At 72.9% G+C, this 13522-nt stretch carries 14 protein-coding genes and 1 rRNA gene; 10 read left to right on the forward strand and 5 right to left on the reverse strand.

The features are described 5' to 3' along the window. Positions 1–87: ribosomal RNA gene (gene rrf / locus CRP39_RS25900) — 5S ribosomal RNA — on the forward strand; the annotation flags it as partial. A gap of 190 nt (positions 88–277) precedes the next feature. Here the strand turns inward: rrf and CRP39_RS25905 are convergent. The 3 genes from CRP39_RS25905 to CRP39_RS25915 are packed head-to-tail and all read right to left on the reverse strand — an operon-like array spanning position 278 to position 2249. Continuing rightward, on the reverse strand, positions 278–979 hold the full coding sequence (locus CRP39_RS25905) for a hypothetical protein (protein WP_097209288.1): 702 nt from the start codon (positions 977–979) through the stop codon (positions 278–280). Beyond that, positions 976–1890 carry an ATP-binding cassette domain-containing protein gene (locus CRP39_RS25910; RefSeq protein ID WP_097209289.1) on the reverse strand — a complete coding sequence of 305 codons (915 nt, stop codon included), beginning with the start codon at positions 1888–1890 and terminating at the stop codon, positions 976–978. The genes CRP39_RS25905 and CRP39_RS25910 overlap by 4 nt, the downstream gene beginning before the upstream one ends. Beyond that, on the reverse strand, positions 1887–2249 hold the full coding sequence (locus CRP39_RS25915) for a GntR family transcriptional regulator (RefSeq protein ID WP_097209290.1): 363 nt from the start codon (positions 2247–2249) through the stop codon (positions 1887–1889). The genes CRP39_RS25910 and CRP39_RS25915 overlap by 4 nt, the downstream gene beginning before the upstream one ends. 103 nt (positions 2250–2352) lie before the next feature. On the opposite strand from CRP39_RS25915, the gene CRP39_RS25920 reads away from it, so the two are divergent. Beyond that, positions 2353–3498, forward strand: coding sequence for an epoxide hydrolase family protein (locus tag CRP39_RS25920; RefSeq protein ID WP_097209291.1), 1146 nt, complete (start codon positions 2353–2355; stop codon positions 3496–3498). Between the two features lie 88 nt (positions 3499–3586). After that, entirely contained in the window at positions 3587–3889 is a 303-nt protein-coding gene (locus CRP39_RS25925; RefSeq protein WP_172442642.1) for a DUF4333 domain-containing protein, read from the forward strand. A 20-nt stretch (positions 3890–3909) separates the two neighbouring features. Here CRP39_RS25925 and CRP39_RS25930 read toward each other — a convergent pair whose 3' ends face one another. Beyond that, on the reverse strand, positions 3910–4584 hold the full coding sequence (locus CRP39_RS25930) for a GntR family transcriptional regulator (protein WP_172442643.1): 675 nt from the start codon (positions 4582–4584) through the stop codon (positions 3910–3912). 185 nt (positions 4585–4769) lie between these two features. Beyond that, entirely contained in the window at positions 4770–6197 is a 1428-nt protein-coding gene (locus tag CRP39_RS25935; protein WP_097209294.1) for an ammonium transporter, read from the reverse strand. A gap of 431 nt (positions 6198–6628) precedes the next feature. On the opposite strand from CRP39_RS25935, the gene CRP39_RS25940 reads away from it, so the two are divergent. The 7 genes from CRP39_RS25940 (at position 6629) to CRP39_RS25970 (ending at position 13412) form a co-directional block, all read left to right on the forward strand. Then, the gene (locus CRP39_RS25940) at positions 6629–7357 is read left to right on the forward strand and encodes an isochorismatase family protein (protein WP_281253809.1); all 729 of its coding nucleotides are present in this window, start codon (positions 6629–6631) and stop codon (positions 7355–7357) included. After that, the gene (locus CRP39_RS25945) at positions 7354–9267 is read left to right on the forward strand and encodes a PEP-utilizing enzyme (protein WP_097209296.1); all 1914 of its coding nucleotides are present in this window, start codon (positions 7354–7356) and stop codon (positions 9265–9267) included. The genes CRP39_RS25940 and CRP39_RS25945 overlap by 4 nt, the downstream gene beginning before the upstream one ends. Then, entirely contained in the window at positions 9264–10364 is a 1101-nt protein-coding gene (locus tag CRP39_RS25950; RefSeq protein ID WP_097209297.1) for a PEP/pyruvate-binding domain-containing protein, read from the forward strand. Before CRP39_RS25945 ends, CRP39_RS25950 begins: the two co-directional genes overlap by 4 nt. After that, positions 10361–11224, forward strand: coding sequence for an FAD binding domain-containing protein (locus CRP39_RS25955; protein WP_097209298.1), 864 nt, complete (start codon positions 10361–10363; stop codon positions 11222–11224). Before CRP39_RS25950 ends, CRP39_RS25955 begins: the two co-directional genes overlap by 4 nt. Positions 11225–11308: 84 nt before the next feature. Beyond that, the gene (locus CRP39_RS25960; RefSeq protein ID WP_097209299.1) at positions 11309–11953 is read left to right on the forward strand and encodes an SRPBCC family protein; all 645 of its coding nucleotides are present in this window, start codon (positions 11309–11311) and stop codon (positions 11951–11953) included. Between the two features lie 8 nt (positions 11954–11961). Further along, positions 11962–12576, forward strand: a complete 615-nt coding sequence (locus CRP39_RS25965) for a hypothetical protein (protein WP_143426757.1) — start codon at positions 11962–11964, stop codon at positions 12574–12576. Beyond that, entirely contained in the window at positions 12573–13412 is an 840-nt protein-coding gene (locus tag CRP39_RS25970) for an alpha/beta fold hydrolase (RefSeq protein WP_172442644.1), read from the forward strand. Before CRP39_RS25965 ends, CRP39_RS25970 begins: the two co-directional genes overlap by 4 nt. Positions 13413–13522 lie beyond the last annotated feature (110 nt).

Raw genomic sequence — 13522 nt, forward strand, 5'->3', positions numbered from 1 at the left:
GGTCTCATTCCGAACCCGGAAGCTAAGCCTCTCAGCGCCGATGGTACTGCCCCGGAGACGGGGTGGGAGAGTAGGACGCCGCCGGACAACCATTCCCGACAGGGCCCCAGGATCCGTGCTGGGGCCCTGCCGGCATCTGGGGGAATGGCGCCCCTGGCAGCACCCCGCCGCGCCGCCGTCCGCCAGCGGGCCGACGGTGGGTGGTGCGGCCGGCTGGGTGTACATCACCCCCTCCGTCACGTGACGAAGGGGGTGATGGAGAGCAGGGGTCGCGTGGTCAGGGCACCGTCCGTCGCAGGCCGACGAAGGCCAGCACGGCGAGGACCGCGGCCAGGGCAAGCGGCAGACCGACGGCCAGCGTGGCCACCGACTGGTCGGTCAGCCAGGAGCCGACGTCCCCCCAGGCGCGCAGCCACGTCACCAGGACGGCGAGGCCACCGAAGACCACCAACGAGCCGATGATGAGTCCCCAGACCCCGCTGGGACCCCAACGCTTCTGCACCACGCCCATGCCGATGCCGGCGATGATGAAGGCCAGCATGGGTGCGCCGGAGACCAGGACCTGCAGGGCGACGTTGTCGACCTCCATCGGGCCCGGCGCCCAGTAGTCGAGGCCGGCGCCCCACCCGTTCGTGGCATTCTCGATGCGGGTCAGGATCGCGAGGGCGATGCCGTACCCGAGCGCCTGCAGCACGCCCATGAGCGCTGTTCCGAGGAAGAACGTGCGCCGGCTGAGGCTGACCCCCATGGCGAAGGGCAGGAGCTGGGTGACCGTCTGGACGAAGACGATCATCACCGTGATGTAGAGGGCGAGCACACCACCGGTGAAGCCGTCCGTGCCGGTCTGCTCGGGGATGTCGGCGAGCTGCCAGATGGCCCAGTTGATGGCGAAGCTGATGCCCACGACCAGCCAGGGCACGCCGAAGATGACGAGGCCGTGTGCGGCGTTGAGGCGGGTGGCGGCCAGGACGCGGTTCACCGGGAGACCTCCTCGAGGTCGGACAGGGCGGTCGGGCGGGCCTGGGCCGTCTGCAGGCTCATGGCGATGACCAGCTGCTGGAGGTTGGTCGGCTCGGAGGACAGGCCGGCCGCGCGCACGTCGTCCGCGTCCGTGCCGGGGCGGAGCCGGACGACGGCCCGGCTGGACCCGCCGAGCGTCTCGGTGTGCAGCAGCTCGTGGGCCGCGGCGAAGGCCGCGACGCGGTCCCGCGGCCCGGCGACGGTCAGGGCGCTGCCCCGCAGGGACTCGGCGTCGGCGTCGAGCAGGACACGACCCCGGTCGATCAGCAGCACCCGCTCGAGCAGGGAGCTGATCTCCTCGATGAGGTGGGTGGACAGGACGATCGTGCGGGGGTTCTCCGCGTAGTCGGCCAGCAGCCGGTCGTAGAACAGCTGACGGGCCACGGCGTCCAGCCCGAGGTAGGGCTCGTCGAACAGGGTCAGCGGGGCGCGGGAGGCCAGGCCGATGACGATGCCGACGGCCGAGTTCATGCCGCGAGAGAGCTTCTTGACCGGCCGGCGGGCCGGGAGGTCGAAGTCCGCGACGAGGGCGGCGGCGAGGTCGGCGTCCCACCCGGGGAACAGCAGCGCCGCCGAGTCCAGCGCGTCACGCACCCGGAAGTGGTCGGGGTAGCGCTGGCCCTCCTTGATGAAGCAGATCCGGCTCAGCACGGCGTCGTTCTCGTACGGCGCGGCCCCGAAGACCTCGACGCGACCTCGCGTGGGCACGCGGTGCCCGGTCAGCAGCTGCATCAGCGTGGTCTTGCCGGCGCCGTTGCGGCCCAGCAGGCCGGTGATCGCGTCCTGCTCGAAGGCGGTGGTGACGCCGTCCAAGGCGGTGTGCTCGCGGAAGTGCATGGTGACGTCGGTGACGGTGGCCGCGGCGGTCATCGGGCCCCTCCCCAGCGGTCGATCATGGCCGTGAGCTCCCGGCTGGAGATCCCCAGCTTCTGCGCCTCGGTCATGAGGGGGCGGACGTACTGGTCGGCGAACTCGCTGCGGCGCCGCTTCAGCAACTGCTCGCGGGCGCCCGGGGCGACGAACATCCCCACTCCTCGTCTCTTGTAGAGGACCCCGTCCGCCACCAGCTGGTTGAGTCCCTTGGCGGCGGTGGCGGGGTTGATGCGGTGGAAGGCGGCCAGCTCGTTGGAGGAGGGCGCCTGGCTCTCCTCGGGGAGGGAGCCGTCGACGATCGCGTTCTCGATCTGCTCGGCGACCTGCCGGAAGATCGGGCCGCCGTCCTCGTTCACGACAGGTCCCGCGACGGGCCCTGTCGGTCCGTTGGTTCATTACTCATGTAATGAACGATAGAACCCCTGGTCTCCGACGCGCAAGCCCCGTTACGGTGACGGGGTGGACGACGCCGTCACCAGGCCCTTCACCGTGGATGTGCCCGACCAGGCGGTCGAGGACCTGCGCCGCCGCCTCCGGGACACCCGGTGGCCGGAGCCCGCCACCGTCGACGACTGGTCGCAGGGCGTGCCCCTCGGCTACCTGCGGGACCTCTGCGGGTACTGGGCCGAGGAGTACGACTGGCGGGCGCGGCAGGCGCGGTTCAACGCCGTCCCGCAGGTCGTCACCGAGATCGACGGCTTGCCGGTGCACGTGCTGCACGTCCGGTCGCCGCGCCGGGACGCGTTGCCGCTGGTCCTCACCCACGGCTGGCCGGGGTCGGTCGCCGAGTTCCTCGACGTCCTCGGGCCGCTCACCGACCCCGCGGCGTACGGCGGCGACCCGGCGGACGCCTTCGACGTCGTCGTCCCCTCACTGCCCGGCTTCGGCTGGAGCGGCAAGCCGTCCTCGCGCGGATGGGGGCTGGAGCGCACCGCCGACGCGTGGGCCGCGCTGATGACGAGGCTGGGCTACGAGCGCTTCGGTGCCCAGGGCGGGGACATCGGCTCGTTCGTCTCGGCCAATCTGGGTGCGCGGCACCCCGAGCGGGTCGTGGGCGTCCACCTGAACATGGTGGTCACCGGGCCCCCGGCCGGCCGCACGGAGTTCACCGAGCGCGAGCAGCGGGCCCTGGACCGCGAGCGCGCGTTCCGCGCCGAGGGTGCCGCCTACAACCAGCAGCAGCGCACCCGCCCGCAGACCCTCGGGTACGGGCTCACCGACTCCCCGGCCGGGCAGTGCGCGTGGATCCTCGAGAAGTTCGCCGCGTGGTCGGACTGCGACGACGACCCGGTGGCGGTGCTGGGCGCCGACCGGGTCCTCGACCACGTCTCGACCTACTGGTTCACCGCGTCGGCGACGTCCTCGGCGCGGATGTACTGGGAGATGGCGCAGGCGCCGTCCGGCCGGACGCCGTCGGTCCCCGTGCCCGCCGGGGTCTCCCTGTTCCCGCACGAGATCTTCCAGCCACCCCGGGAGTGGGTGCAGCAGCAGTTCCCCGACCTCCGGCTGTGGCACGAACACGACCGGGGTGGGCACTTCGCCGCGATGGAGCAGCCCGACCTGCTCGTGGCCGACGTCCGGGAGTTCTTCCGGCCGCTCCGGTGAGGGCGGGCACGCGGCGCGTCCGGAGGCCGTTCGCATCCCGGACTAGGGTCAGCTGGTCTGCCCTCGCAGCGTCCCCGAGGAGCGAACCGTGTCGCGACCCGGCCGTCGTCCGGCCCAGCTCCTCGCCGTTCCCGCCCTGCTCGTCGGGCTGACGGCGTGCAGTTCCGCGATCGAGCAGGGGGAGCTGGAGGGCCAGGTGGCGACCGCGATCGAGGCGGAGTTCGGCGTCGCCCCGGAGGTCTCCTGCCCGGGTGACCTGGAGGCCGAGGTGGACGCGACGACCGAGTGCACCGCGACGGACCCGGACACCGACGAGCAGATCGCCCTGCGGATCACCGTCACCTCGGTCGAGAACCGCACGGCGCAGTTCGACATCGAGGCCGTGGAGTGACCGACTGACGCCGGGGGGCGTCAGTCGGTCGTGCCGAGCCCGGGAACGTGCTCGGGGTCGTGGAACTGCTCCAGCGCGAAACGGCTGGACGAGGCGATGTGCTCCCGCATCAGGCGCTCGGCGCCGTCAGCGTCGCCGTCCCGCAGGGCGTCGAGGATGGCGCGGTGCTCGGCGATCGCCGCGGCGGTCCGCGCGGTGGGGTAGGAGTAGTTCGAGCGGTAGCTGACGGTGAAGGCCAGGACCTGCCCCATGATCGTGTGCAGCAACCGGCTGCCGGTCGCCTCGCTGATCAGCGTGTGGAAGGCGAGGTCGGCGAGGGCCTGCTCGGGTGCGGTGCCCCCGGAGGCGGTGATCCGCTCCAGCTTCGCGTGCGCGTCCTCGAGCGCGTCGAGGTCCTGACGGGTGCGGGTCCGGGCTGCCTCACGCGCGGCGTAGGACTCCAGCACCCCGCGGAGTGAGTAGATCTGCACGATGTCGTGAGCGGTGACGGTGCGCACCGAGGCGCCGCGGTTGGGGGTGAGCTCGACCAGGCCCTCGCTCTGCAGCGTGAACAGCGCCTCCCGGACCGGCGTCCGGCTCACCCCGAGTTGCTCGGCGATCAGCCGTTCCGGCAGCGGCTCCCCGGGCTTGAGCTGCCCGGAGAAAATCTCGGTGCGCAGGATGCGGGCCACGCCCTCGCTGGTGCGCTGGGACATCGGGACCAGACCACGTCCCAGAGGCTGCATCCTGCGCTCCGTCCTCGGTGGCCCGGCGTCCGGGCCCCTCGTCCAACCTGCCCGGCGAGGATACGGCCCGCGGACGGCGCGCCCGCTCCTGTGCGTCCGCGCCGTCCCCCGGACGGAGGCGCTCCCGGACCCGTCGGGAGCGCCTCCGTGTCGGGTCAGACCGGCAGCCCGCCGCCGGTCGGGGTGCCCTCGGGCGCCTGCCGGGACGGCGGGATGACGGAGGACGCCGGGGCGGCGGCCGGGTCGAGGTCGTCGGCGAAGTTCGAGACCCCCCACTGCGCCGCGTCCAGGCCGGTCAGCTCAGCCTCCTCGTCGACCCGCAGCCCACCGAAGCGCTCGAAGAACAAGCACATCAGCAGGGCCGGGACGCCGGCGACGAGCATCGTGGCCACGACCCCGGCCAGCTGCCACCAGGGCGTGATCTCACCGACGCCCACGGCGTACTGGCCCTCGAGGCCGATGTAGCCGCCCGTGGGGGTCCCCCACTCGATGAACCCGGTCAGCAGGGCGCCCAGGATGCCCGGGCCGAGGGCGAGCGGGACGACCTTCGGGTCGTCGATCTGGGCCTTGCGCAGCAGTGCAGCCGTGCCGAGAGCGACCAGCGGGCCGAGCCCGCCGACCAGCAGGCAGGCCCAGGCCGTCCCGATGTCGAACAGCGTGCCGCCCATGACGACGCCGGCGATGGGCCCCAGCAGCGCCCAGGACGGCTCCCGCCGCAGGTGGGCGAGGACCAGGCCGACCACCGCGCCGCCGAGAATGGACGCGAACAGGTTGACGATGACGATGCCGAGGCCGCTCTCGGTGAAGGAGATCCCGAAGAAGCCGACGTCGGGGACGATGTAGCCGCTCCCGATCGTGATGAACGGCAGGGCGAAGAGGATCAGCAGCACGCCGACACCGACGAACGCGGCGTTGTGCGAGGCCGGCCGGGCGCCGCTGGGGTGCGGGCGGAAGGCCCCGAGCCGCGGGCCCACCCGCCAGGCCAGCACGAGCACGAAGGTCCCCGCGGTGATGTACAGCGGGAAGATCCCGTCGAAGTCGTGCGTGCCCCGCAGGGTCAGCGGCGACAGCGAGCCCCAGCACAGGTACCCCACCAGCGGGGACAGCACGGCGCCGACGACGAAGGACATCACGTACAGCGGCAACGGCTTGATGCGCTCGACGACGCCGGTGTGGATCAGCGCCATCGTCGCCATCGTGAACGTCACGAAGAAGACCAGGAAGATCTGCAGGACGTCTGCCTCGGGCAGCGCGGCCGGGTCGATGTGGCGCGATGCGGTGGTGGTGAACGCCCCGCCCAGCCACCAGTCCTGCACCGCCTGCCAGAACGGCTGGGGGACGCCGAAGGCCTGGTTGAACTGCCACTGCCAGATCGGGTAGCCGATGAGGAGGGTGCCCAGACCGCCCACCATGGCGGCGCCGATCTTCTGGATCGTGGTGTCGAGGACGTTGCGGCGGCGCACGAGGCCCTTGTCGATGAAGACCAGGCCGGCGACCACCAGCAGCACGGCGACCGCGCCGAGCGTGTAGATGAACGTGGCCATGATCCAGTTCGTGGATGCCTGTTCGGGGAACTGTTCCATGTCGTCTCCTGTGCAGGGGGAGGAGTCGTCTCGCGCAGGGCAGCGCGGACGACGGCGTCGAGGGAGGTGCGGACCCGCCCGGAACGGCACCGAGCCGGCGGAGCCATGCGGTCCGGATCCCCGTGGACCGGTGCACGGGGAGCGGTTGGGGCGGGAACGTATACCGGTATGCCACCGCCGACAAGGCCCAGCTCGCGCGGCTCTCTCGCTGATCTCCGCAGCTCGTAGCCGGGGCGTTACGGCCGGTTTCGCGCCCGTTGCGTCTGCCGTCGAGGCTTCCGCCGGGCCTCCCCATGGGCCAGGGTGGACGGCGGCAGTGCTGTCCGGGGGGTTGTGATCTCGGCTGTGGCTGGTATACACGTATGCCAACAACGTGTTCCGGGCCACACCGGGCCACCCCCGCCCCGAGGAGACCTGGAGAGGAGTTCCCCGTGGAACCGAGTGCCACCGCCCGCGTGTACGACCGGGCCGGTTTCGGCCGGTCGGTGCGTCGCGGGACGCGGCCGGCCGTGGTGGTCGTCGACTTCACCTACGGCTTCACCGACCCGCAGTACCCGACGGCGGCGGACGCGAGCGCCCCGGTGGCGGCCACCGCACGCCTGCTGGATGCCGCCCGCGCGTTCGGCGTCCCGGTCGTCTTCACCACCATCGCCTACGACCCGGCGCAGGCGGCCTCACTCGTGTGGCTGCAGAAGGCCACCGGCATGGCCGCGCTCGAGGTGGGCAGTCGCCTGGTGGAGGTCGACGACCGGCTGGCCCGGCGGCCCGACGAGCACCTGGTCGTCAAGACCGGCGCCTCGGCCTTCTTCGGCACCGCCCTGAGCGCCCACCTCGCCTCGCTGGGCGCCGACACGGTCGTCGTCACCGGCGCCACCACCAGTGGCTGCGTCCGGGCCACCGTCGTCGACGCCGTCCAGAGCGGCTACCCGGTGCTCGTGCCGCGCGAGTGCGTGGCCGACCGGGCAGCCGGCCCGCACGACGCGAGCCTGTTCGACATCCAGGAGAAGTACGGCGACGTCGTCGGGCTCGACGACGTCCTCACCTATCTCGGGGCCCTGCCGGCGACACCGGCTCCGGCCCCGCGCACGGCACCGCGGCCGGCCCCCCGGGAGCCGGAGCACCTGTCCACGACCCTCTCCCAGGCGGAGGCGCCCGCATGACGCTCACCAGTTCCAGCCCCTCGACCGACTCCGTGTCCGAGCCCCGGCCGGCCCCGGCGGCCGACGCCCCGGCGCAGGCGGTCCCCGGCAAGCGCTTCGCCAGCCCGTTCGCGGTGCAGACCCCGGACGGCGCCGAGGGGTGGGAGAGCATGTACCCCTACTACGCCCTCCTCAGCGACGAGCGCCGGGAGTTCGAGGACGGCAAGTTCTGGTTCTTCGACGGGATGCACAACCCCGAGCCGCTCTACCCGTTCGACACGATCATGACCGAGAACTGGTGGGTCGCGGCCAGCCAGATGTCGACCCGGGTGTGGCCGGTGCCGCCGGCCGGGGGCATCGACCACCGGATCATCAACGGCTACCTCTACATCAGCCCCAACGCCGTCACCGACCCGGAGGCGGTCGCCCAGCGGGCGGAGGAGTTCGCCGTCCGGGCCGGGCACTACTACGAGAACTGGGACGAGATCTACGAGCAGTGGGTCGCCAAGGCCACCGACTGCATCGAGCGCCTCAAGGCGATCCGGTTCGCGCCGCTGCCGGAGATGGAGCCCGTGGAGAGCGTCCTGGAGCACCGGGGCACCTACTCCACCTACGAGCTGCTCACCACGTACGGCGAGCTGATCAACAACCTGTTCGAGATGGGCTCGTACCACTTCGAGATGCTCAACCTCGGGTACGGCGCCTACCTGACCTTCCGGGAGTTCTGCCAGGCTGCCTTCCCGGGGATCACCGACCAGACCATCGCGAGCATGGTCTCGGGCATCGACATCCTGCTGTTCCGCCCGGACGACGAGGTGCGCGGACTCGCGCGCCTCGCCGTCGAGCTGGGGCTCGCGGACCTCGTCCTGGGCAACGAGGACCCCGACGCGACGCTGGCGGCGATCTCCGCGCACCCGAACGGCGCGCAGTGGACCGCGGCCTTCGAGGAGGCCAAGGACCCGTGGTTCTGGTTCTCCACCGGCGCCGGGTACACCCACAGCGACCGGGCGTGGATCGACGACCTGCGGCTGCCCTTCAGCGCGCTGCGCGGCTACGTGCAGGCACTGCTGGCCGGGGAGGAGATCCGGCGCCCGCTCGACGAGATCATGGCCGAGCGGGTCCGGGTGACCGCGGAGTACCGCGACTACCTGCCCACCGAGGAGGACCGGGAGTCCTTCGACGGGCTCGTCGAGCTGGCCCGGCAGGTCTTCCCGTTCGTCGAGAACCACAACTTCTACGTGGAGCACTGGCACCACTCGCTGTTCTGGTCGAAGGTGCGCGAGCTCGGCGACGTCTTCGTCGCCCACGGCTTCCTCGACGACCGCGAGGACCTCTTCTACCTGCACCGCAACGAGGTCTACTCGGCCCTCTACGACCTCAACATCGGCTGGGCGACCGGCACGGAGGCCCGCGGCGTCACCTACTGGCGTCCGGAGGTCGAGCGCCGCAAGCGCATCCGTGAGGTCCTCAAGGCCAACCCGCCGCTGCCGGCGCTGGGCGTGCCGCCGGAGTTCATCACCGAGCCGCTGACCGTGATGCTCTGGGGCATCACCCAGGAGTCGGTCCAGGAGTGGCTCGGGACCGAGGACCAGGACCCGAACGAGCTGCGTGGGGTCGCCGCCTCCGCCGGCCGGGTCACCGGCCGGGCCCGCGTGATCATCGACCCCGAGCAGCTGCACGAGGTCGAGGACGGCGACATCCTCGTCTGCCGGATCACCGCCCCGAGCTGGGCGCCGGTCTTCTCCCGCCTGTCGGCCGCGGTCTCCGACGTCGGCGGGATCATGGCCCACACCGCCATCGTCTGCCGCGAGTACGGCCTGCCGGCAGTCGTCGGCACCGGCTTCGCCACCACCACCATCCGCACCGGCCAGCTGATCGAGGTCGACGGCGACACCGGTGTCGTCCGGGTCCTGGAGGACGCATCCGCATGAGCACCACGACCCCCGCCCCGTACGTCCTCTGGATCGACGACCCCGCGGCCAACGGCAACCGCCAGCTCGGCGGCAAGTTCGGCAGCCTCGCCGAGATGACCGCCGCGGGGTTCGCCGTCCCGCCGGGCTTCGGCATCACCACCAGCGCCTACCGGCACTTCCTGGAGTCCGCGGGTCTGGCCGAGCGGGCCCGGGAGGTCCGGGCCGCCGCTCGTGGCGCGGACCTCGCCCGGGTGCAGGCCATCAGCGCCGAGTTCAGCGCCGTCATCGAGGCCGCTGCGCTGCCGGCGGACCTGGAGGCGGCGATCCGCGTCGGGTACGCCGAGCTGGAGCGGCGCACCGGCCAGGCCGATCTGCCCGTGGCCGTGCGCTCCAGCGGCGAGTCCGAGGACCTCGCCGGCGCCAGCTTCGCCGGGCAGTACGACACCTTCCTGTGGATCCGGGGCGCCGAGGACCTGCTCCGGCACGTCCGCCGCTGCTGGGCCGGCATGTTCGGTGCCGCCGTGCTGACCTACCGGCCCGACTCCGACCCGGACGCCGTCCTGGCCGACCACGGCATCTGCGTGGGCGTCCAGCAGATGGTCGAGGCCCGCGCCGCGGGGGTCATGTTCACCCTCGACCCGGTCAGCGGGGACCGCTCCAAGGTCGTCGTCGAGGGCTGCTGGGGCCTGGGTGAGGGCGTGGTCAGCGGCGGGATCACCCCCAGCCGCTACGTCGTCGACAAGGTCACCTTCGAGGTGGTCCGCCGGGACGTGGTCCGGCAGGAGGAGCAGTACAGCGTCGACCCGGCCACCGCCGCGGTCGGGCTGGTGCCGGTCCCGGTCGAGCGTTGTGACGTCGCCTGCCTCGACGACGTGCAGATCGACGCGCTGGCCAAGCTGGCCAAGCGGATCGAGCAGCACCGCGGCGCCCCGCAGGACATCGAGTGGGCGGTGAGTGAGGCCGGCGACGTGCACGTGCTGCAGGTCCGACCGGAGACGGTGTGGAGCGCCCGTGCCGCCGCGCCGCTGGTGACGGAGAAGAAGTCCGCCGTCAACCACGTGCTCGCCCGCTTCGCCGGTGTCGGCGTCGCCCAGGGGAGGGGGCGGACCTCGTGAAGGCCGCTGCCTTCGCCTACCACCGGCCCACCACGGTTGCCGAGGCCGTGGCCCGGTTGGGGGAGTACGACGGCACCGCGCGGGTGCTGGCCGGCGGCCAGAGCCTGGTGCCCATGCTCAACATGCGGCTGTGGCGACCCGCCGCGCTGATCGACATCAACGAGGTCGACGACCTGGACGACGTGCGGGTCGACGGCGAGCGGACCGTCCTCGGGGCGCTGGTGCGCTACGCGACCCTGGAGCGCTCGGAGCTGGTCGCCGAGCGGCTGCCGCTGCTCACCCGGATCGTGCGGCACATCGGCGACCGCCAGGTCCGCAACCGCGGCACCGTCGGGGGCGCCCTCGTGCAGGGCGACCCGACCGGGGAGCTCCCGCTCGCGGCCCTGGTGCTCGGGGCCGTGGTGACCGCCACCGGGCCGCGCGGCACCCGCCGGATCCCCGTGTCGGAGCTGTACGTCGGTTCCTACGCCACGGCGCTCGAGCTGAACGAGCTGGTGACCGAGGTGGAGTTCCCGCGGTCGCCGCGGCACGCCGCGTTCGCCGAGCTGTGCCGCAAGCACAACGACTTCGCCGTCGTCAGCGTCGTGGCCACGGGGGACCGGGACCCCGACGGCCGGTGGCGGGACGTGCGGGTCGCGCTCGGCGGCGTCGCGGACACCCCGGTCCTCGCGCCGACCGCCGCGGCGGCCGTGGAGGGCTCCACGCTGGACGACGCCGCCGTCGACGACGCCGCCGCCGCGGTGCTCGAGGTGGTCGACCCGCCGTCCGACGTCCGGGCCTCCGCCGAGTACCGCCGGCACCTCGTGCCGGCGTACGTGCGGCGGGTGCTCACCGAGCTGCGCACCGGCGCCGCGTCCTGACCCCCGGGCGGTCCGCCGCCCGACCCCACCCCCGCGCCCCCGTGCGCGGGGAGACACCCCGCTGCGTGCGGAGGAGAGGATCCGATGAAGCTGCGTGAGGAGTTCGAGGTCGCCCAGCCGGTCGCCTCGGTGTGGGAGTTCTTCGAACGGCCCGAGGCCGTGGCCGGGTGCGTGCCCGGCGTCGAGGAGCTCACCGTCGTCACCCCCGACGACATCGACGTCCGGCTGACCCAGAGCGTGGGCCCGATGACGGCGACGTTCGCCGCGAAGGTGGCCATCGTCGAGCGGGTGCCGGAGAAGCTCATCGGCTTCACCGCGACCGGCAAGAGCGTCCGCGGCGCGATGGGCAACGTGCGCGCCACCGTGTCGGTCCAGCTGGAGCCGGTCGGGAACGCCACCGTCGTCATGGTCGAGGGCGAGGTCGCGCTCGCCGGGGCGCTCGGCAGCGTGGGCCAGAAGGTGGTGGCCAAGCAGGCCGGCAAGGTGACCGCCCAGTTCGCCCGCAACCTCGAGGCCGCACTGGGCGGGACCGCCGGGCAGCCGACCGCGACGACGCCGGCGACGGGGGCCGCGGAGGCCGCCCGACCGGCGCTGCGGACGCTGCCCCCCGTCACCGAGCGGGCGCCGGCCGGGGACCCCTGGTCGAAGGTGGCCGCGGCGCTGTCCGCGGTGTCGGTGGTGCTGGGCGTCGTGTCGCTGCGGCGCACCCGGCGGCGGGGGCGGCGGTGACGGCCACGGTGCCTTCCCCGGGGACCGCCGCGACGCCCTGGACCGCCCCCGAGGTGCCGGTGGACACCGAGGTCGAGGCACTGGCCGCCGAGTGGGTGCGCCCCTACGACCAGGCCGAGCACCTGATGCGGGCGCGCGACTGGCTGGTGCACCTCAACCCGGCGGCGACGGTGGAGATGCGCCTGGCGGCCATGACCCACGACATCGAGCGGATGTTCCCCGGCGGGCCGCGGCTCGACCACGCCACCCAGGTGTGGGACGACCCCTTCTACCTGTACCCGCACTCGCTGCGCTCGGCGGAGGCGGTGGGCGTGTGGCTGGGCAGCATCGGCCCGGCCGCCGCCCAGGTCGAGCTGCGGGAGGTGCGCCGGCTCATCGGCCTGCACGAGGTCGGCGGGCTGCGCGGCGCCGACGACGTCCAGGCCGGTGACTCGCTGTCGTTCCTGGAGACCCTCGCCGGGCTGACCCGCGACTGGGTGCTGTCCGGAGCCTGCTCCCGCGCCAAGGCGGTCGAGAAGCTGAGCTACATGGCCGACCGGGTGCGGCTGCCCGCGGCCGCGGAGCTCGCCGGCCCGCTGCTGGAGTGGGCGGTCGACCAGCTGCCTCCGGAGGGGGACTCGTGACCACCGTCGAGATCCGCGGCGAGTCCGCGTACGTCGAGGCCAACGGGCTGCGGCACCACGTGCTGCGGTACGGGGAACCCGGTGCCCGGGACCTGCTGGTGCTGCCGGGCATCACCAGCCCCGCCGCGACCGCCGACTTCCTCGCGGTGCTCCTCGCCGACTGGGGCTTCCGGGTCACCGTGCCCGACGTCCGCGGTCGGGGGGAGAGCGACCGCGCACCGGCCGGCCGCCACCGGCTGGCCGACTACGCGGCCGACGTCGCCGGGCTGGTCGAGGCCTTGGAGCTGCGGACGCCGGTCGTCGTCGGGCACTCGATGGGCGCCCGGATCGCCGCCGCCTGGGCCGTCCTGCACGCACCGGCCGACCACGGTCTGCTCGTGCTGGTGGACCCGCCGACGTCGGGTCCCGGTCGTGGCCCGTACCCGACCTCGCGGGAGGCGTTCCTCGAGCAGCTGCACGAGGCACGGCGCGGCACCGACGCCGCGGCCGTCCGCCGCTTCTACCCGGCGTGGCCGGAGCGGGAGCTGCAGCTGCGGGCCGAGGTGCTCGCCTCCTGCGACGAGACCGCCGTGCTGGAGACGCACGAGGGGTTCGAGACCGAGGACTTCTTCGAGTACTGGGCGCAGCTGACCGCCCCGGTGGTCCTGATCCGCGGCGGCGACAGTCCCGTGGTCCCGCTGACCGCCGTCGCCGACCTGCGCCGGGCCCGCCCCGACATCGAGATCGTCACCGTCCCCGGCGCCGGCCACATGGTGCCGTGGGACGCCCTCCCCGGCTTCCTCGACGCCGTCCGCCCGTACCTGGCCGCGCACGCCGCACCCCTGTCCCCCGCCTGAGTCAGGAGAGAACCATGGACCAGAACCTGTTCAACTCGATCTGTCTGGAGCAGCTGCGGCTGTCGGCGGTGCACGAGGGCGAGACCGTCGCGGTCCTGTCCCGCGGCGCC

This window comes from Geodermatophilus sabuli, assembly GCF_900215145.1.
Lineage (GTDB): Bacteria > Actinomycetota > Actinomycetes > Mycobacteriales > Geodermatophilaceae > Geodermatophilus > Geodermatophilus sabuli.